The following is a 17,717-nucleotide window of genomic DNA, read 5'->3' on the forward strand; positions in this document are numbered from 1 at the left end:
CGCATGGCCAACACCGACACCGCCCGTACCGACAAGACCTCAGCACCCGACCTGCCCGCGCCCTCGGACGAGGTCAGGATCACCCGACACACCCTGCGAACCCCGGACGGCGAGCTCGCCTACACGGCCACCGCCGGCCGCGTGGTGGTGCGCGAGGAGAAGCACACCGACGGCGCGTTCGACGGCTACCGCCCTGCCATCGAGATGTTCGTGGTGTCGTACACCGTCGACGGCGTCGACCCAGCCACCCGGCCGGTGACCTTCGCCTTCAACGGCGGCCCCGGGAGCTCCTCGGTGTGGTTGCACCTCGGTCTGCTCGGACCGCGACGAGTGCTGGCCGGCGACGCGGGAGCACCGGTTGCTCCCCCCTACCGGATCGTCGAGAACGCCGAGAGTCTGCTGGCACACAGCGATCTGGTGTTCATCGACCCGGTCTCGACCGGCTACAGCCGACCGGTTGTCGGCGGCAAACCCGCCGATTACCACGGGTACACCGCGGATCGTGACGCGATGGCCGAGATGATCCGGTTGTGGACCACCAGGCACCATCGCTGGTTGTCCCCGAAGTTCCTGGCCGGTGAGTCCTACGGGACCTTGCGCGCGGCCGCGCTGGCCGCGCGGTTGTCGGAGCGGATCGGGATGACGCTGAACGGGCTGATGCTCGTCTCCACGGTGCTCGACATGGGCTCCATCCGCTTCACCGACGGCAACGACGCCGTGTACCCCGGATTCCTGCCCACCTACGCCGCCTACGCGCACTACCACGGACTGCACGGCGATCGGTCGCTCGACGAGGTCGTGCAGCAGGCCAGGGAGCTGGCCGAGCGGGACTATCCGTGGGCGCTGGCCCGCGGTTCGCGGCTCTCCCCGGCAGAGCGCACCGACGTCGTCGAGCGGGTCGCGGCCGTCACCGGGCTCCGGCCCGAGTACGTCGACCGGGCCAACCTGCGCATCGAGCACCAGCGCTTCTTCGCCGAACTGCTGCGGGATCGGGGCGTCACCGTCGGTCGGCTGGACGGCCGGTTCACCGGACCGGCAGCCGACCGCAACGCCGACGCTGCCCGCAAGGACGTCTCGTACCTGGCGTTCCAGACGCCGTACACCGCTGCCGTCAACCACTACCTGCAGGCGGAGCTCGGGTACGAGAGCGATCTGCCGTACGAGATCCTCTCCGACCGGGTCCAGCCGTGGTCGTACGCGGAGTTCGAGGGCCGCGGCGTCACCGTCATCCCCGACCTGGACGCTGCGCTGCGCGCCAACCCGTTCCTGCAGGTGCACGTCAGTCTCGGCTGGTTCGACGGCGCCACACCGTTCGCCGCTGCGGAGAACGGATTCGCCCGGATGGACCTGCCGGACGAGCTGCGGGAGAACATCAGCTACTCCTACTACGAAGCCGGTCACATGATGTACCTGCACGAGCAGTCGCGAGTGCGCCAGTCCCGCGATCTCGCGGACTTCGTCCGCCGATCGGTACCGCAGCGTCAGGAACCGCCGGCAGCTGAGGCGTAGCTCAGCGTCGATCCCGTTCGCTGATCCGACGGGTCTCGACACGCTCGTCCCTCGCTTGCTCCCTGTCCTGAGCGACGAAGGAGTCGAAGGGGACCACCGGGCCTGCGTCATCCGTCTCACCAGGCCGGTGACGGAGACTGGCCGCTTGCGCGGAAAGCCGTAGGATGCTCCGCGGAAATGCTCAGCAAGCGGCCACTCTGCGACAGCTGCATCGAGCGAGTGACCAGGAGGTGGCGCTCAATCGCGGAAACCGCAGGACGTCCTGCCGAAACGGGCGTCGAGGGCCACATTCTGGTCACTTCCCATCCACCAAGGTGTCGACACGCTCGTCCCTCGCTTGCTTGCCAACGGAAGGGGCAACGGCGGTGTGCCGAGATCATGTGTCCCGCAGCGACCTCCGGCGACGGGGTCTCGACGCGCTCGTTCCTCGCTTGCTCGACCAGCGGAAACAAACGCCGGGGCGCGCGTTTGTCCCTCGTTCTTGACGAGAGTGACTGGACGTGGTTCTGCCCAGGGTCAGAGTTCTCGCCCACCCGGGCCCGCGGACGAGCACGATGCGTAGCCCTCTGCAGCGATGGCCGCGCCGGTGAGCCTGCGAACCGGCGCGGCCGAGCGAAGCCTGTCGGAGCAGCGTGCTCGTCCGCGGGACCGGAAGTCAGGACACACGCAGAGAAGTTACCCGAAGCGGCCGGAGATGTAGTCCTCGGTCGCCTTCTGGCTGGGGTTGGAGAAGATCTTGGCCGTCTCGTCGTACTCGACGAGCTTGCCAGGCTGCCCGACGCCGGCCAGGTTGAAGAAGGCGGTGCGGTCGGAGACGCGAGCGGCCTGCTGCATGTTGTGGGTGACGATGACGATCGTGTAGCGGGTCTTGAGCTCGCTGATCAGATCCTCGATGGCGAGCGTCGAGATCGGGTCCAGCGCCGAGCACGGCTCGTCCATCAGCAGCACCTCGGGCTCGACGGCGATCGCGCGCGCGATGCAGAGGCGCTGCTGCTGGCCACCGGAGAGACTGGCGCCCGGCTTGTTGAGGCGCTGCTTCACCTCTTCCCAGAGGTTGGCGCCGCGCAGCGAACGCTCGACGATGTCGTCGAGCTCGTTCTTGCCCTTGCGGGTTCCGGCGATCTTGTAGCCCGCGATCACGTTGTCGTAGATCGACATGGTCGGGAACGGGTTCGCCTTCTGGAAGACCATGCCGACGGTGCGACGGACGTTCACCGGGTCGATGCCCGCGCCGTAGAGGTCTTCGCCGTCGAGCATCACCTTGCCCTCGACGCGGCCACCGGGGATCACCTCGTGCATCCGGTTCAGGGTGCGCAGGAAGGTGGACTTGCCGCAGCCGGACGGTCCGATGAAGGCGGTGACGGTGAGCGGGGCGATCTTCACCGATGCACCCTCGACCGCGAGGAAATCGCTGTAGTAGACGTTGAGGTCCTCGACGTCGATGCGCTTGGCCATGGGGAGGTCCTTACTTCGATTTCGGCTGGGCCAGTCTGGCCAGCAGTCGGGCGACGATGTTGAGCAGCAGCACCAGCAGGATGAGGACGAGCGCACCGGCCCAGGCCCAGTCGACGACGCCTGGGTTGCCGGTGCGCTTGCCGAGCAGATCCCAGATCATCATCGGCAGGGTCGCCTGGTCGCCGGAGAACGGATTGGTGTTGACCTTGCTCGCGTAACCGACGAGCAGGATCAGCGGGGCGGTCTCGCCGGCGACCCGGGCGACGGCCAGCAGTGCCGAGGTGATCAGGCCGGACATGGCGGTCGGCAGCACGATCTTGATGATGGTCCGCCACTTCGGGACGCCGAGGGCGTAGGAGGCATCGCGGAGGTCACGGGGAACCAGGCGGAGCATCTCCTCGCTGGAACGGACCACCACCGGCAGCATCAGGATCGCGAGCGCGATCGATCCTGCGAAGCCGAACGGCCGGGCCCCGAAGCCGAGCAGCAGGAAGGTGTAGACGAACAGACCGGCGACGATCGACGGGATTCCCGTCATGACGTCGACGAAGAAGGTCACCGCCTTGGCGAAGGCCCCCTTGCCGTACTCCACCAGGTAGATCGAGGTGAAGATGCCGAGCGGGAGGGCGATGACCGCGGCGAACGCCACCTGCTCGAGCGTGCCGATGACGGCACCCCCGAGGAGTGATCCGAGCTCGCTGTCGCCGTTGAACAGGGCGCCGAGACCGGGAATGCCGCGCTGGGCGATGTAGACGAGGATCAGCGCGAGCGGGATGAGTGCGGCCACGAAACAGGCCTGGATGACGGTGCCCATCACGCGGTCCTTGGCGCGCCGACGGCCCTCGACGGAGAACGACCAGGCCGACAGCACAGCGATGTACAGCAGCACGACGGTGAAGAACGTGGTGTACCAACCGGACCAGCCGAGACCCAGCTTGGCGCCGATCCCCAGCACGATGGCGATCGCGGCGACGACCAGCGGGGCGAACTTCGGCAGTCGGGCGCCGACCAGCGCGGACGGCGCGCGACGGGTGACGGTCTCGCTCGCGGTGCTCATGCGGTGAACTCCTTCTTGCGGGCGATCACGAGCCGGGCAGCAGAGTTGACGACCAGGGTGATCACGAACAGGAACAGCCCCGCGGTGATCAGCGCAGCGATGCCGAGCGGCGTTCCTGCAGCCTCACCGAACTTGAGGGCGATCGTCGAGGCGAACGTGTCGCCGGACTTGCTGGTGAGCTCCAGGCTGATCCGGAACGTCGAGCTGAGCACCAGCGCGACCGCGATCGTCTCCCCGAGAGCGCGGCCCAGGCCCAGCATCGCGGCCGAGATCATGCCGGCGCGGCCGAAGGGCAGCACGGCCGTCCTGATGGCCTCCCACTTGGTGGCGCCGAGCGCGTAGGCGGCGTCGATCGTCTCCCGCGGAGTCTGCAGGAAGACCTCACGACAGATGGCCGAGACCACCGGCAGGATCATGATGGCCAGCACGATGCCGGCCATCAGCAGGCTCTGGCCGTACTGGTTGGCCGCATTGAACCGTGAGTTCTCGAAGATCGGGATCCAGCTGAAGTAGTCGGACAACCACTTCTGGAAGCCGGTGGTCTTCGGCACCAGCAGGTACAGGCCCCACATGCCGAACACGAGGGACGGCACCGCTGCCAACAGGTCGACCAGACCGCCGAGGATCGTGGCGAGACGCCGCGGGGCGTACTGCGAGATGTACAGCGCGATGCCGATGGCGATCGGCACCCCGACGATCATCGCGATGAGTGCCGAGACGACCGTGCCGAAGAGCAGCGCGGCGATGCCGAAGTTGGCCGGTCCCTCGCTGGAGAACTGCCAGCTCTGGGTGGTGAACAGGTTGCCCTTGTTGGTCAGGGTGTCCTTGAGGCCGCCGCCCGGGGACGGTGCGGTCAGCGCCGGCCAGGCCTTCCAGACCAGGAAGACGGCGATCGCGGCCATCACCACCAGCAGCACGCCGCCGGATCCGGCTGCCAGGCCCTTGAACACCCGGTCGCCAATCCGGACGGAGTGCCCGGAGATCGAGCTGGGACGGGACGGCGCCGATGAGGGTGACGCCGGGACCTTCCTCGCCGGGCGACTCGTGGCGACAGCCGCCAGGTCCTTCGACAGCGCCCGGCTGGCGGTCGTGTCGGTGGCGTCGTCGGCCAACGGACCGGCCAGCGCGTCCTCGGCGCCGTCATCCGACGTGGTCCCGTCGCCGGGTACTCGTCCGTCCTGGGTCATCGATCCCCTGCCCGGTGTGATCGGCATCTGTCCTCGTGAAGGCTGGTCACTGCGCTGATGGTTGTCAATGCGAAGCCACACCCGGCTCGCCGCACGGACGGCGATCGAGCCGGAGGATCCTGCTGACGGGTCGAGCCGCGGGGCCGGAGGGTTCTCCCCCGGTCCCGCGGCCCGTTCCGTCAGGTCGTGCTGGTGGTCGGCAGTGCTGTCAGTCAGGGACAGCTGCAGGTCACTTGAGGCCCTTGACGGCTTCGATGACCTTGGTCTGGATCTCGGCGGGCAGCGGGGCTGCGCCGACGTCGGTCAGAGTCGTCTGTCCGTCGGTGGCGGTCCAGCCGAGGAAGGACTTGATGAGTTCGGCCTTGTCGCCGTTGCCCGAGGAGCAGACGATCTCGTAGGTGACCAGGATGATCGGGTACGCGCCGGCTTCCTTGGTCGCGTAGTCCAGCTTCAGTGCCAGGTCGGGAGCGGTGCCGGTGACCTCGGCGGCCGCGACTGCCTTACCGGCGGTCTCGGCGGTCAGCTCGACGGCGCCGCCACCGTTGTCGATCTTGGCGACCGAGAGCTTGTTCGAGGTCGCGAAGCCCCACTCGACGTAGCCGATGGCACCGTCGGTGCCGCCGATCGCCGCAGCGACGCCGTCACTGCCGTTGGCCCCGGTGCCGCCCGCGCCGGCCCACGCCTTGGCGGCGTCGTACGGCCAGTCGGCCGTGGCCTTGAGGTACTTGGTGAAGTTCTCGGTGGTACCCGAGTCCTCGCTGCGGTGGACGGTCTGGATCGGGGTGTTCGGCAGCGTCGCACCCGGGTTGGCGGCCTTGATGGCCTCGTCGTCCCAGTTGGTGATCTTGTCGTCGAAGATGCCGGCCAGGATCGCCGGGGTGAGGGTCAGGTCGGTGACACCCTCGAGCTTGTAGGCGATCGCGATCGGGCCGGTGACCATCGGCAGGTCGATGGCGTCGGCGCCGCCGCAGCGGGTCTTGGCCGGGTCCTTCTGGTCGTCCTTGAGTGCGGAGTCCGAACCACCGAAGTCGGTCTGCTTGGCCGTGAAGTCGCTGATGCCCTTGCTGGAGCCGCCGCCGCCGTAGTCGCCGATCGAGGCCTTGCACTTGGCGTTGTAGGCGGTGATCCAGGCGGCAATGGCCTTGCCCTGGGCGGTGGAGCCTGAGGAGCGCAGCTCGCCGGTGGCGCAGGCGAAGCCGGAGCCCTCGAAGGTCGGCGCGTCGCCGGCCGGGGGGGTGCTGCTGCTCGAGCTCGGGTCCATGCTCGAGCTCGGGTCCATGCTCGAGCTCGGGTCCATGCTCGAGCTCGGGTCCATGCTCGAGCTCGGGTCCATGCTCGAGCTCGGGTCCATGCTCGAGCTCGGGTCCATGCTCGAGCTCGGGTTCTCGCTCGTGCTGGAGTCCATGCTCGACTCGCTGGTGCTGGAGTCCATGCTCGACTCCGTCATGGACATCGCGGTGCTCGACGCCGGCGTGCTCGCGACGGTCGGGGTGCTGCTCGCAGCGGTGCCCGAGCTGGACCCACAGGCGGTGAGCACGATGGCCGCGGCTGCCAGAGCTGCGGTGAAAGCGGCCTTGCCGCCGATGTGCGTGATCTTCACGCGTTCTCCTCGAAGATAAGTGCCCCAGGGCACTGGATGACCGCGGATCCCCGTACGGGCTCGCGCTGTCAGGTCGTCCGCACTTCGGCGACCCTCGGCTGACGGTAGGAGCGCCCTGTGGACGACGGGTCCGTCGCAGGTGAACGGTGGGTGAACGCGAGTTGGCTGGTTTCGATGAAACGTCACCGAACAGTCGCAACACGCGCTCCGGGCGAGCATCGCAGTGACGTATCGCACGGTTGTGACAGTGCGTGATCGCCCGAGCGGCGAAGTCAGGAACGTTGGTCCGCATAGACGACGTCGGTCGCCCATTCGCCGAACCCGAGGCGCCGGTACAGCGCCAGCGCGGACGGATTGTCACCCTCGACGTACAGCATCACGGTCTGCCGTCCGCGGCCGGCGAGGTGATGCAGGCCTACGAGCGTCAGCGGTTCGCCCAGCCGGCGAACCGGTGACAACGGATCGACCGCGATCACGTAGACCTCACCGACCGGTCCGGACGGGGCAGCCTGCTCGCCGCTGCCCGGACGGACCGGGGTCGGATCCACCTCGTGGATCTTCGTCCAGTGAAATCCGAGCACCCGGTCGGAGCCGCCGACCTCGTCCCGACCCTCGTCGGTGACGGCGAGGAAGAATCCGGCGGGGTCGAACCACGGCTGCGCCATCTCGTGCCGCATCCCCGCGTCGTCCAACCGGCCCTGCTCCGGATGCCACGCGAACGCTCTGGCGTTGACGCCGAGGAACTGCGCGAGGTCCGACGCGGGATCGAAGGTGCGGACCCGGACCCCGTCCGGCAGGGCGGGCTGCGGCGGCAGCCCCGCCAACGTCCGGCGCAGCTGCAACAACATCCGGACGGCCCCGAGATCGCGCGCGGCCGCCAGCGCTCGCGCGGCCGGCAGATCGCCGTGCGCCCAGACCCGAGGTCGTCGCGCCAACGTGGCGTCCAACAGCCTGCCGCCGATCCCCCTGCCACGGTGATCGGGGTGGACCAGTAGCTCCGCGGGGTCGTCGCCGCTGATCACCGCGACACCGAGCAGATCGTCGCCCTCGACGATCTGCAGCGCCGAGGTGGTGGCGAGTGCGTCCAGCACGTGGCCGGACAGCGCCTCGACGCCATCGGTCACCCGCGCCGCTCGGACCAGGTCGAGGATGCGCCCGATCGCGTCGGTGTCGGGCGCAGCCCAGTCGGCGCCCGGCCGCTGACTCATCGCCGTGCTCGGTACCGGGCCGCGGTCATACCTGGCGGACCGATTCGTCGCGCTCGAGCGCGCGCGGCGGCGGGACCATCTTGTAGCCGACGTTGCGGACGGTGCCGATCAGCGACTCGTGCTCGGCGCCGAGCTTCGCGCGCAACCGTCGGACGTGCACGTCGACGGTGCGGGTGCCGCCGAAGAAGTCGTATCCCCAGACCTCCGTGACAAGTTGCTCGCGGGTGAACACCCGTCCCGGGTGCTGCGCCAGGAACCGCAGCAGCTCGAACTCCTTGTACGTCAGCTCCAGGACGCGACCACGCAACCGGGCGGTGTAGGTCTCCTCGTCGATGGTCAGGTCACCGAGGCTGGTGACGGAGGAGCTGGCCGTGGTCGCCGCGCGGGCGGCGAGCAGCCGCAGCCGCGCGTGGAGCTCAGCCGGCCCGGCCGTGGCCAGCACCACGTCCGAGACTCCCCACTCGGGCCCGATGGCGACCATCCCGCCCTCGGTGACGATCGCCAGCACCGGGATGGCCAGGCCGTCCTCGCCGAGCAGGCGACACAGCGCCCTGGCGCCGGCCAGGTTGGTCCTGGCATCGACCAGTACGAGGTCGTAGGGACCGGCGGTGACCAGCGACGCCGCCTCGAAAGCCCCGGCCCGCACCGTCATGGGCAGCAGGTCGACGGCGGGCAGGACGGCAGCCGGATCGCTGTCGGTGGTCAGCAGGAGAAGATCCATCTCGATCTCCTTCCCACGCGTCGGCCGGTCGTCGCCCCGGACGCTCACGCGCCGGGAGTGGCCACGGAGGGCACTCCGGGGAGGTCCGGGTCAGCACCGATTCTATCGGCGCGCGGCGAGCGCTCCGCGCAGGGCCGCACAGCAGGCAGGATCAAGTGGTGCTGCTGCCCAAACCCCACCGATTCCTCCGGCGCTCCCGCTCCGATGCAGACTCCGCGCATCGGGCCCTCCCGGGTGCGACGAAGGTCAGCACCGAGACCGTCGACGGAGTTCCGCTGCACGGTGTCCGGGTAGCGGGACCCGCCGGTCGGACGTTCGTCGTGGTGCACGGGATGACGCATTCGATCACCACCGACGGCACCGCCATGGTGATCAGGGAGTTGTCCGCGATCGGCAGTGTGCTGGCGTTCGACCTGCGCGGCCACGGCACCTCGGGCGGCGGGTCGACAGTGGGCGACCTGGAGACCCTCGACGTCGACGCCGCGGTGGCCCACGCCCGCGAGAGCGCGAAGGAACCCGTTGCGGTGGTGGGGTTCTCGCTCGGTGGAGCGGTCGCCCTCAGGCAGGCAGCATTCGGCGCGCACCGCCCGGACGCGGTGGTCAGTGTGTCCGCGCCGTCCCGCTGGTACGTCCGCGACTCCGCCCCGATGCGCCGGGTCAACTGGCTGATCGAGCATCCGGTCGGCGCACTGGTGGGGCCGCTCGTCGGGATCCGACTCGGGGCGCCCTGGACCGCAGTCCCGCCGTCACCGCTGGTGGCCGTCAGCGAGATCGAGGTCCCGCTGCTGGTGGTGCACGGCACCGCCGACCACTACTTCCCACTCGCCCACGGCATCGACCTGCAGCGGGCCTCGGTGGGCCGGGCGGAGCTGTGGGTCGAGCAGGGGATGGGTCACGCAGAGAACGCCACCAGCCGGGAGCTGGCCCGCCGGATCGGTGGCTGGGTGGTGCAGGTACTTCCCGGATGAGCGGACACGGCTGAGCCCCGCAGGCACACTGACCAGGTGCGCAAACTTTTCATCACCCTCGCCGTGCTGGCCGTCATCCTGGTCGGTCTGGACATCGGCGGGCGCATCTTCGCCGAGAACAAGCTGGCCTCCGAGCTGGGCAAGCAGGCTGAACTCCCCACGGAACCGACGCTCGACATCGGCGGGTTCTCCTTTCTCTGGCAGGTCGTCGACGGCAACTACGAGCACCTCGCGCTGACGCTCCCGAACGTCACCGTCGGCAAGTTCGCTGACGTCGCCGCCGACGTCGATGCCTACGGTGTCGCCCTGACGATCGGCGATGTGGTCGGCGGCAACATCGACTCCGTCACCGCCCAGAAGGTGACCGTCCGCGCCGCGGTGCCGTTCACCTCGCTGGCCAAGGCTTTCGACACCCCACAGATCACCCTCTCCGCGGGGGATTCCTCGACACTGCTGATCAAGAGCACGCTGGCGACCGGTGGCCGGACCTACGACATCACCGCCCAGGTGAGCCCCACGATCCGGAAGAACGTGCTGTATCTGAAGGCCGACAAGGTGGTGGACAGCAGCGGGATCCCGGCCGCGCTGGCCACCAGGTTCCTGTCCGGTCTGACCGTGCAGTACCCGCTCCAGGGTCTGCCGGTGACCATCGACGCCGGTCAGGCGACCGTCATCGGCGACTCCCTGGTGCTCAGCGCGTCGTCGCTCGACGTGCCGATCGGCTCGCTGCTGCAATGAGCTCGCAGGCCGACCGGTACCGTCCCTGACATGTGGCAGGCCATCTTCGTCATCCTGCTGGTGGTGGCTGCCGTCGCGCTCGCGGCCACCCTCGCCTGGATCGCCGTCCGAGCCCTGCGGCGCGACTGAGCCCACCGACAGCTGAGCCCACCCGAACCCATCGACAGTTGAGGATCCACCCGATGCCCGACGGCGACACCCCCCGACCCTCCGGCGACGCGGCGATCGCTGCGGCCGACGAACGGGCCGGCACCACCCGGGACCGCAACCTTCTCGACGTGGCACCGCTGCCGATCCCGGCCGACACCGCCAACTTGCGACTGGGGCCCGAGCTGCACCCGGCCTGCCTCGGGCTCCTGCCGATGGTGGGGGTCTGGCGCGGCACCGGCACCTACGGCAACGAGACGCGCACGTCCGACGACCCGGTCGCCGACTTCGGTCAGCAGATCAGCGTCAGCCACGACGGCCGGCCGTTCCTGCGCTTCGAGTCGGTGAGCTGGGACCTGCGCCGAGCGGACGGACCGATGGCCGGCGCCCGCGAGGTCGGCTGGTTCCGGCCGCAGGACGACGGCTCCGTCGAGCTGCTGCTCGCGCACGCCGAAGGCCGGATCGAGGTCTTCTACGGCCGGTCGCGCTCGGTCTCGTCGTGGGCGCTCACCACCGACGGTGTCTGGCGCACCCCCACCGCGGTGCCGGTGATCGGTGCGACCCGGCTGTACGGCATCACCCCCGACGGCCGGCTTGCCTATGTCGAGGAGCGTGCGCACACCGACGCCGAGCTGGCCCCGCATGCCTCCGCGCTGCTGGAGCGCCTGGTCGGCTGAGCGGCTGAGCGGCTGAGCGGCTGAGCAGCTGAGCGGCTGAGCGGCTGAGCGGCTGAGCGGCTGAGCGGCTGGTCAGCTGGTCGGCGCACGTTTTCGACGGGTCATTGGTCCGTCGGCCGACTGAACGACCGGATCCGACGACGAGCCGTCGAATTCCTGCGGCCACAGTTGTGCACAGGCTCGAAGCTGTCCACTGCTCCAGCTTTCGTGCCGGCGTCATCGATCGGTCCGGGCCAGGGTCGACTCATGCACCGAGCCACCGCGATCGAACGACTCCTGCAGGACGAGGGACCGTTGCTGACCAGCAACACCACGGATGTCGCTTCCAGCACCCTCACCCGCGCCGTGGCGGCCGGGACGCTCGTCTCTCCCCTTCCCGGCGTGTACCTCGCATCGGCGGTGGCCAACGATCCCGCGCTCCGACTCGCCGCTGTCGCCGCCTGGAATCCTGATGCCGTGGTCCTGGGCGCAGCGGCAGCCCGTGCCACCTTCTGGCCCGAGCTGCGGGTCCCGGTGATCGAGGTGGCAGCAGCCACCCGCATCCGACGGCCTGGCTACTCGTTCTCGGAGGTCATCGTGCCGCCCGAACTGGTGCAACGGCGCCGGGGACTGACCGTTCTCGCGCCGGCCGCCGCTGCGATCGACCTCTCCGGTCGGCTCGGGCCCGATGCCATCGACACTGCGCTACGCTCCCGCCGGATCACCCTCGACCAGCTGTGGGAAGCACTGGCGTCGATGCCGCACCGTCGTGGCAATCGGGATCGTCGGCAGATCATGGTCGAGTCACGCACAAATCCGTGGTCGGCAGCAGAGCGATTGGCGCACAGGGAGTTCCGGCAGCGGAGACTGACAGGCTGGGTCGCCAACGCGCCGGTGATCACGAGCAACCAGCAGCTCTACTACCTGGACATCCGGTTCCGGGGCGTGATGGTGGCGATCGAGATCGACGGACGGTTCCATCAGTTCGATCGGGCTGTCTTCGAACAAGACCGCGTCCGACAGAACGACCTGGTCCGCGACGGCTGGATCGTGCTGCGGTTCACCTACCGCCAACTCTGCGTGGACCCCCAGCGATGCGTCGATCTCATCCGCGACGTCCTGCAGAAGACCCGCCGAACCCGAGGGCTGCACGTTTTCGACGGGTCGTGAGCGATCCCGCCGCGACACGCGTCGGATTCGTCGACGAGCCGTCGATTTCCTGCAAGTTCAGCCGCCCAGGGCCGCGGAGACCACCTCGCGAGCCTCGGCCTGCACCTGAGCGAGGTGCTCGGGCCCGCGGAAGGACTCGGCATAGATCTTGTAGACGTCCTCGGTGCCGGACGGGCGGGCCGCGAACCAGGCGTTCTCGGTGACCACCTTGAGGCCACCGATGGCCGCGCCGTTGCCCGGTGCGGTCACCAGCCGGTCGGTGATCTTCTCCCCCGCCAGGGTGTCGGCCTTCACGTCGTCGGAGGAGAGCCTGGCGAGCTTGCTCTTCTGCGCCTTGCTGGCGGGTGCATCGACCCTGGCGTAGGCGGGATCCCCGTGCTGTGCAACGAGTTCCGCGTACCGTTCGCTCGGCGACTTGTCGGTCACCGCCTGGATCTCGGAGGCCAGCAGCGCGAGCAGGATGCCGTCCTTGTCGGTGGTCCAGACCGTCCCGCGGCGCCGCAGGAACGAGGCCCCCGCCGACTCCTCGCCGCCGAAGCCGATCGAACCGTCGATGAGGCCCGGCACGAACCACTTGAAGCCGACCGGTACCTCCACCAGCCGGCGACCGAGGTCAGCGGTCACCCGGTCGATCATCGAGCTGGACACCAGGGTCTTGCCGACCCCCGCGTCCGCAGGCCACTCGGTGCGATGCCGGTAGAGGTAGTCGATCGCAACGGCAAGGTAGTGATTCGGGTTCATCAGCCCCGCGTCGGGCGTGACGATCCCGTGCCGGTCGGCGTCCGCGTCGTTGCCGGTGGCGATCTGGAATCCCGCATCACCGCCCTCCATCCGCTTCACCAGCGACGCCATCGCCTGCGGCGAGCTGCAGTCCATCCGGATCTTGCCGTCCCAGTCGAGCGTCATGAACTCCCAGCGGGGATCGACGGTGTCGTTGACGACGGTCAGGTCGAGGTCGAGCCGCTCGGCGATCGCACCCCAGTAGGCGACCGATGCGCCGCCCATCGGGTCGGCGCCGATCGTCACGCCGGCGGCCCGGATCGCCTCGATGTCGACGACGGAGTCGAGGTCGCTGACGTAGCCGGACATGAAGTCGTAGAAGCCGGTGGTGTCTGCGCGCTGGGCCTCGTCGTAGGAGACCCGGCGGACGCCGCGCAGGCCGTCCCGCAGCAGCTCGTTGGCCCGCCCGGCGATCCAGCCGGTCGCGTCGGAATCGGCCGGGCCACCGTCCGGCGGGTTGTACTTGAAACCGCCGTCCCTGGGCGGGTTGTGCGAGGGCGTCACGACGATCCCGTCGGCCGCTGCACCGCTGCGCTTGCGGTTGGCCTTGATGATCGCGTGGCTGACGGCCGGGGTGGGGGTGTAGCCGTCGTTCGAGTCGAGCATCACCGTGACGCCGTTGGCCGCGAGCACCTCCAGCGCGGTGCGGGTCGCCGGACCGGAGAGCGCGTGGGTGTCGGCGCCGAGGAACAGTGGTCCGGTGGTGCCCTGCGAGGCCCGGAACTCACAGATCGCCTGGGTGATCGCCAGGATGTGATTACGGTTGAACGCCACGTCCAGGCTCGACCCACGGTGACCGGACGTCCCGAACACCACCTGTTGCTCGGGCACGGACGGGTCCGGTTCGAGCTCGTCGTAGGCCGCCAGGAGTGCGTCGAGGTCGACCAGATCGACCGGCTCGGCCGGCTGCCCTGCGCGTGGATCCATGGGCGCCATTCAACCCCGCGGACTTCCGATCCGGGAGGGCGGGTTCACGAGCGTCAGGCGGGATCCCGGCGTAGCAGCTCCTGGAGCTCGCCGGTGCGCTCCGAGACCGCGCGGGCGGTCCCGTCGACGGCGACGATCGGCGACAGCATCCGCACGCTGGAGGCCACGAACGCCCCGTCTGCGGAGAGCAGCCGTTCGGGAGCGATGTCCCCGTACGCCGTTCGCCAGCCGGCCTGCTCGGCAGCGGCGAACAACCGGCGGACGGTGATGCCGTCCAGGATGCCGTCGCGGCGCGGCGTGCTCAGGGTGTCGCCCTCGGCCAGGATCAGCGTCGAGGTCGGCCCTTCCAGCATCAGACCGTCGGTGCCGACGAACATCACGTCGTCGTCGCCGCACGACTTCGCGTGCCGCACGGCCGCCATGTTGACGGCATAGGACAGGGTCTTCGCACCGGGGAGCAGCCACGGCATCGCAGCCACGTCCGGACCGGCGAATCCGCGTTGCAGCACCCGCACTCGCACGCCTGCGCGCTGCTGCAGGGTGGCGGCGGCGACGTCGGATCCGATCACCAGGGTGGTCGGTTCGCCGCCGGCCTCGGCTCCCCGGGTGGCCATCAGGCGGAGGGTCATCTCGGAGCCACCCTCGGCGCCCTTCCAGGCCTTCAGCACCGCGTCGATCGCCGGCCGCCAAGCCAGCTCGGCCGGGACGTCGAAGTCGAGCAGCTTGGCCGACGTCGTCAGCCGTTCCAGATGTTCGGTGAGATCACGCGGGATGCCGTCGACGGCGAGGGTGGTCTCGAAGACACCGTCCCCGCGCAGCACCCCCAGATCGTCCGGTCGCAGCAGCGGCTCGTCCGCCCGGTGCAGCTGTCCGTCGAGGGTCGCGATGATGGTGTCGGTCACAGTCGCCCAGCCTAGTTCTGCCGTCGACGAACGGCACTGTCAGATCGCTGCTCGAGCGACACCCCCGCGGGGATCGAGCAATGTCCGTGGTGATGGAGCGAACGAAGTGGGTCGAGATCCCGTCGTGTCAGAGCCAAGTCGCAGATCGAACGCGGGTCTCGACTCCTGCGTCGCTCGACCACCGAATCTCGACGATCCAGCGAACGAAGTGGGTCGAGATCCCGTCGTGTCAGAACCAAGTCGCAGATCGAACGCGGGTCTCGACTCCTGCGTCGCTCGACCACCGAATCTCGACGATCCAGCGAACGGAGAGAGTCGATCCCGTCAGAGCTTGCGCAACCGGATCCGCTCGACGGAATGGTCGGATCCCTTGTGCAGCACAAGATCCGCCCGGCCGCGGGTGGGCAGGATGTTCTCCCGCAGGTTCGGCTCGTTGATCGCCTTCCAGATCTCGGTCGCCAGATCCTTGGCCTGCTCGTCGGTGAGGGAGGAGAACCGGTGGAAGAACGAGTCCGGATCGGCGAAAGCCGTGCGGCGCAGGGTGAGGAACCGCTCGACGTACCACCGACGGACGTCCGCGGTGTCGGCGTCCACGTAGATCGAGAAGTCGAAGAAGTCGCTGACGGCCAGCGCACCCTCGGGATCGTCGGAGCCCTTCGCCGGCTGCAGCACGTTCAGCCCCTCGACGATCAGCACGTCCGGATGGTGCACCACCAGCTCGTCGCCCGCGAGGATGTCGTAGGTCAGGTGGTCGTACCGCGGGGCCCGCACCTCCGGCTTGCCCGACTTGACGTCCGAGACGAACGCCAACAGTGCCCGACGGTCGTAGGATTCCGGGAAACCCTTGCGGTTCATCAGGTTCCGCTGCTCGAGCACGGCGTTCGGATACAGGAACCCGTCAGTCGTCACCAGCTCGACCCTGGGCGATTCGGGCCAGCGCAACATCAACTCGCGCAGCACTCTGGCGGTGGTCGACTTGCCGACGGCGACCGATCCGGCGACGCCGACGACGAACGGGGTCCGGGGGGCGCGCGTGCCCAGGAAGGTCGAGGTCACCTGGTGCAACCGGGACGTGCCCGCGACGTGCAGGCTCAGCAGGCGCGACAGCGGCAGGTAGATCTCCTCCGCCTCGCCGGAGTCGATCGGATCGGTCAGGCCACCCAGCCGCCCGAGTTCCTCCTCGGTGAGCGTCATCTCGGTGCTCGATCGCAGGTCCGCCCACCCGGCACGGTCGAGGGTGACGAAAGGTCCGTCACGGTCGTCGTCCTGCCGACCACCGGCCAGATCGCTCCCGACGGGCGCGAACGGCACCCCGGCCGCGTTCCCCGGCACCTCGAGGGTGCCGATCCCGGCAAGACGCGCGAACTCCTGGGCGGTCACGCTGTGATCGTCATCGATCGAGCCTGTCGACATACCGGCTGATTCTGCCCGCTGACCCCAGCCGGGCCGACCCACGCTGCTGTGACCTGTCCCACCGGCGATCCGGTCGCTCCGCCCGGTGGCCGGGGCCGGGCGCCTAGCATGGAGTCATGCGTTCCGTCCTGCTCGACCTCCCGGGGGCGATCGCCCGCGGCACCGCCGGTGAAGAAGCCCCGCATTCCGACGCAGCCATCGCCTGGCACTACGGCGATCCGCTGGGTGAACAACGCGCTGCGGAGATCGGAGCAGCGCTGTTCGATCTCAGCCATCGCGACATCCTGACGGTCACCGGCGCCGACGCGGCCACCTGGCTGCACTCGTTGACCTCACAGGACTTCCTGTCCCTGGCACCGGGTGCGAGCAGCGAATCGCTCATCCTCTCCCCGCAGGGCCACGTCGAGCACCACTTCGCCGTCACCCGGCACACCGGGGCCGACCAACAGGAGACCCTGTATCTGGACACCGAGCCGGGCCACGGCGCTGCTCTGATGAAGTACCTCACCTCGATGCAGTTCTGGTCCGCAGTCGAGGTGGCGCCCACCGACCTCGCACTGCTGCGGGTAGACGGGCCCCGCTCCGACGAGGTCGTCACGGCTGCCGCCGCCTTCGCGCTGTTCGTCCGCGGCACGTCCGGCGCCGATCCGGCCGCCGTCATCGGGACCGGACAGGGAATCACCCTCGCTGTGCCCCGCGACCGGTTCGCGGCAGCGGCGGCGGCCGCCCTCGCCGCCGGTGCGCGGGCAGCGGGCAGCTGGGCGGCCGATGCGCTCCGGATCCCTGCCCGCATCCCCCGGCTCGGTGTCGACACCGACGACCGGACGATCCCCAACGAGACGCGGTGGCTGGCAGCTGCGGTGCACGCCAACAAGGGGTGCTACCGCGGTCAGGAGACGGTGGCCAGGGTCAGCAACCTCGGGCGTCCGCCGCGGCGACTGGTGGTGCTGAACCTGGACGGCTCCGTCGACCGCCTGCCGGCCACCGGCGACGCCGTCGTCACCGATGCCGGCCGGACGGTCGGCCGGGTCGGAACCGTTGCCTACCACCATGAACTGGGTCCGATCGCGCTCGCTCTGGTGAAACGCTCCCTGCCGGTGGACACCCCCCTGACCGTCGACGGGGTGGCCGCATTGATCGATCCGGACGGGTACTCCGACCACGCCGACACCGCAGCGGATGCCCCACCACGTTCGGTCATCGACCGTCGCGCACTGCCAGACCTGCGCCGTCGCTGACCGCCCGTTGCACTCTGCATCGTCCACCCTTTTCACCGCAG

At 69.1% G+C, this 17,717-nt stretch carries 16 protein-coding genes; 7 read left to right on the forward strand and 9 right to left on the reverse strand.

Features of this window, described 5'->3' with window-relative positions:
- Window positions 1-3 precede the first annotated feature (3 nt).
- Entirely contained in the window at window positions 4-1,509 is a 1,506-nt protein-coding gene (locus ABLG96_RS18800) for a peptidase S10 (protein WP_353648844.1), read from the forward strand.
- 675 nt (window positions 1,510-2,184) lie between these two features.
- On the opposite strand, the gene pstB is transcribed toward ABLG96_RS18800, so the two are convergent.
- The 4 genes from pstB to pstS form a co-directional block, all read right to left on the reverse strand.
- The gene (gene pstB / locus ABLG96_RS18805; protein ID WP_353648845.1) at window positions 2,185-2,964 is read right to left on the reverse strand and encodes a phosphate ABC transporter ATP-binding protein PstB; all 780 of its coding nucleotides are present in this window, start codon (window positions 2,962-2,964) and stop codon (window positions 2,185-2,187) included.
- Between the two features lie 10 nt (window positions 2,965-2,974).
- Entirely contained in the window at window positions 2,975-4,021 is a 1,047-nt protein-coding gene (pstA, locus tag ABLG96_RS18810) for a phosphate ABC transporter permease PstA (RefSeq protein WP_353648846.1), read from the reverse strand.
- Entirely contained in the window at window positions 4,018-5,235 is a 1,218-nt protein-coding gene (gene pstC, locus ABLG96_RS18815) for a phosphate ABC transporter permease subunit PstC (protein WP_353648847.1), read from the reverse strand. Before pstC ends, pstA begins: the two co-directional genes overlap by 4 nt.
- Before the next feature lie 202 nt (window positions 5,236-5,437).
- The gene (pstS, locus tag ABLG96_RS18820; RefSeq protein WP_353648848.1) at window positions 5,438-6,469 is read right to left on the reverse strand and encodes a phosphate ABC transporter substrate-binding protein PstS; all 1,032 of its coding nucleotides are present in this window, start codon (window positions 6,467-6,469) and stop codon (window positions 5,438-5,440) included.
- Here pstS and ABLG96_RS18825 point away from each other — a divergent pair.
- Window positions 6,468-6,827 carry a hypothetical protein gene (locus ABLG96_RS18825; RefSeq protein ID WP_353648849.1) on the forward strand — a complete coding sequence of 120 codons (360 nt, stop codon included), beginning with the start codon at window positions 6,468-6,470 and terminating at the stop codon, window positions 6,825-6,827. The two genes, pstS and ABLG96_RS18825, sit on opposite strands and share 2 nt — an antisense overlap.
- Window positions 6,828-7,080: 253 nt before the next feature.
- On the opposite strand, the gene mshD is transcribed toward ABLG96_RS18825, so the two are convergent.
- Together mshD and ABLG96_RS18835 are read right to left on the reverse strand one after the other, a co-directional pair.
- Entirely contained in the window at window positions 7,081-8,016 is a 936-nt protein-coding gene (gene mshD / locus ABLG96_RS18830) for a mycothiol synthase (RefSeq protein ID WP_353648850.1), read from the reverse strand.
- Window positions 8,017-8,041: 25 nt separating this feature from the next.
- Window positions 8,042-8,737 carry a response regulator transcription factor gene (locus ABLG96_RS18835; RefSeq protein ID WP_353648851.1) on the reverse strand — a complete coding sequence of 232 codons (696 nt, stop codon included), beginning with the start codon at window positions 8,735-8,737 and terminating at the stop codon, window positions 8,042-8,044.
- Window positions 8,738-9,057: 320 nt separating this feature from the next.
- Here ABLG96_RS18835 and ABLG96_RS18840 point away from each other — a divergent pair, with 320 nt between their 5' ends.
- The 4 genes from ABLG96_RS18840 to ABLG96_RS18855 all read left to right on the forward strand — a co-directional run bounded on the left by ABLG96_RS18840 (window position 9,058) and on the right by ABLG96_RS18855 (window position 12,416).
- Entirely contained in the window at window positions 9,058-9,705 is a 648-nt protein-coding gene (locus tag ABLG96_RS18840; RefSeq protein WP_353651585.1) for an alpha/beta fold hydrolase, read from the forward strand.
- A gap of 36 nt (window positions 9,706-9,741) precedes the next feature.
- Window positions 9,742-10,443, forward strand: coding sequence for a DUF2993 domain-containing protein (locus tag ABLG96_RS18845; protein ID WP_353648852.1), 702 nt, complete (start codon window positions 9,742-9,744; stop codon window positions 10,441-10,443).
- 182 nt (window positions 10,444-10,625) lie between these two features.
- Window positions 10,626-11,267 (forward strand): FABP family protein, encoded by a 642-nt coding sequence (locus ABLG96_RS18850; protein ID WP_353648853.1) that lies wholly within the window; start codon window positions 10,626-10,628, stop codon window positions 11,265-11,267.
- Window positions 11,268-11,513: 246 nt separating this feature from the next.
- Window positions 11,514-12,416 carry a DUF559 domain-containing protein gene (locus ABLG96_RS18855; protein ID WP_353648854.1) on the forward strand — a complete coding sequence of 301 codons (903 nt, stop codon included), beginning with the start codon at window positions 11,514-11,516 and terminating at the stop codon, window positions 12,414-12,416.
- Between the two features lie 57 nt (window positions 12,417-12,473).
- Here the strand turns inward: ABLG96_RS18855 and pgm are convergent, their stop codons facing one another.
- The 3 genes from pgm to coaA all read right to left on the reverse strand — a co-directional run bounded on the left by pgm (window position 12,474) and on the right by coaA (window position 16,309).
- The gene (pgm, locus tag ABLG96_RS18860; protein WP_353648855.1) at window positions 12,474-14,132 is read right to left on the reverse strand and encodes a phosphoglucomutase (alpha-D-glucose-1,6-bisphosphate-dependent); all 1,659 of its coding nucleotides are present in this window, start codon (window positions 14,130-14,132) and stop codon (window positions 12,474-12,476) included.
- 44 nt (window positions 14,133-14,176) lie between these two features.
- The gene (locus tag ABLG96_RS18865) at window positions 14,177-15,025 is read right to left on the reverse strand and encodes an aminotransferase class IV (RefSeq protein WP_353648856.1); all 849 of its coding nucleotides are present in this window, start codon (window positions 15,023-15,025) and stop codon (window positions 14,177-14,179) included.
- Between the two features lie 324 nt (window positions 15,026-15,349).
- Entirely contained in the window at window positions 15,350-16,309 is a 960-nt protein-coding gene (coaA, locus tag ABLG96_RS18870) for a type I pantothenate kinase (protein WP_353651586.1), read from the reverse strand.
- Window positions 16,310-16,554: 245 nt separating this feature from the next.
- On the opposite strand from coaA, the gene ABLG96_RS18875 reads away from it, so the two are divergent.
- On the forward strand, window positions 16,555-17,676 hold the full coding sequence (locus ABLG96_RS18875; RefSeq protein ID WP_353648857.1) for a folate-binding protein: 1,122 nt from the start codon (window positions 16,555-16,557) through the stop codon (window positions 17,674-17,676).
- The last annotated feature ends 41 nt before the right edge of the window (window positions 17,677-17,717 follow it).

The organism is Nakamurella sp. A5-74 (assembly GCF_040438885.1).
Lineage (GTDB): Bacteria > Actinomycetota > Actinomycetes > Mycobacteriales > Nakamurellaceae > Nakamurella.

Coding starts and splice junctions, on each gene's coding strand:
- ABLG96_RS18800 (WP_353648844.1), top strand. CDS start 4: ATGGCCAACACCGACACCGCCCGTACCGACAAGACCTCAGCACCCGAC.
- pstB (WP_353648845.1), bottom strand. CDS start 2,964: ATGGCCAAGCGCATCGACGTCGAGGACCTCAACGTCTACTACAGCGAT.
- pstA (WP_353648846.1), bottom strand. CDS start 4,021: ATGAGCACCGCGAGCGAGACCGTCACCCGTCGCGCGCCGTCCGCGCTG.
- pstC (WP_353648847.1), bottom strand. CDS start 5,235: ATGCCGATCACACCGGGCAGGGGATCGATGACCCAGGACGGACGAGTA.
- ABLG96_RS18825 (WP_353648849.1), top strand. CDS start 6,468: ATGCTCGAGCTCGGGTCCATGCTCGAGCTCGGGTCCATGCTCGAGCTC.
- pstS (WP_353648848.1), bottom strand. CDS start 6,469: ATGGACCCGAGCTCGAGCAGCAGCACCCCCCCGGCCGGCGACGCGCCG.
- mshD (WP_353648850.1), bottom strand. CDS start 8,016: ATGAGTCAGCGGCCGGGCGCCGACTGGGCTGCGCCCGACACCGACGCG.
- ABLG96_RS18835 (WP_353648851.1), bottom strand. CDS start 8,737: ATGGATCTTCTCCTGCTGACCACCGACAGCGATCCGGCTGCCGTCCTG.
- ABLG96_RS18850 (WP_353648853.1), top strand. CDS start 10,626: ATGCCCGACGGCGACACCCCCCGACCCTCCGGCGACGCGGCGATCGCT.
- ABLG96_RS18855 (WP_353648854.1), top strand. CDS start 11,514: ATGCACCGAGCCACCGCGATCGAACGACTCCTGCAGGACGAGGGACCG.
- pgm (WP_353648855.1), bottom strand. CDS start 14,132: ATGGCGCCCATGGATCCACGCGCAGGGCAGCCGGCCGAGCCGGTCGAT.
- ABLG96_RS18875 (WP_353648857.1), top strand. CDS start 16,555: ATGCGTTCCGTCCTGCTCGACCTCCCGGGGGCGATCGCCCGCGGCACC.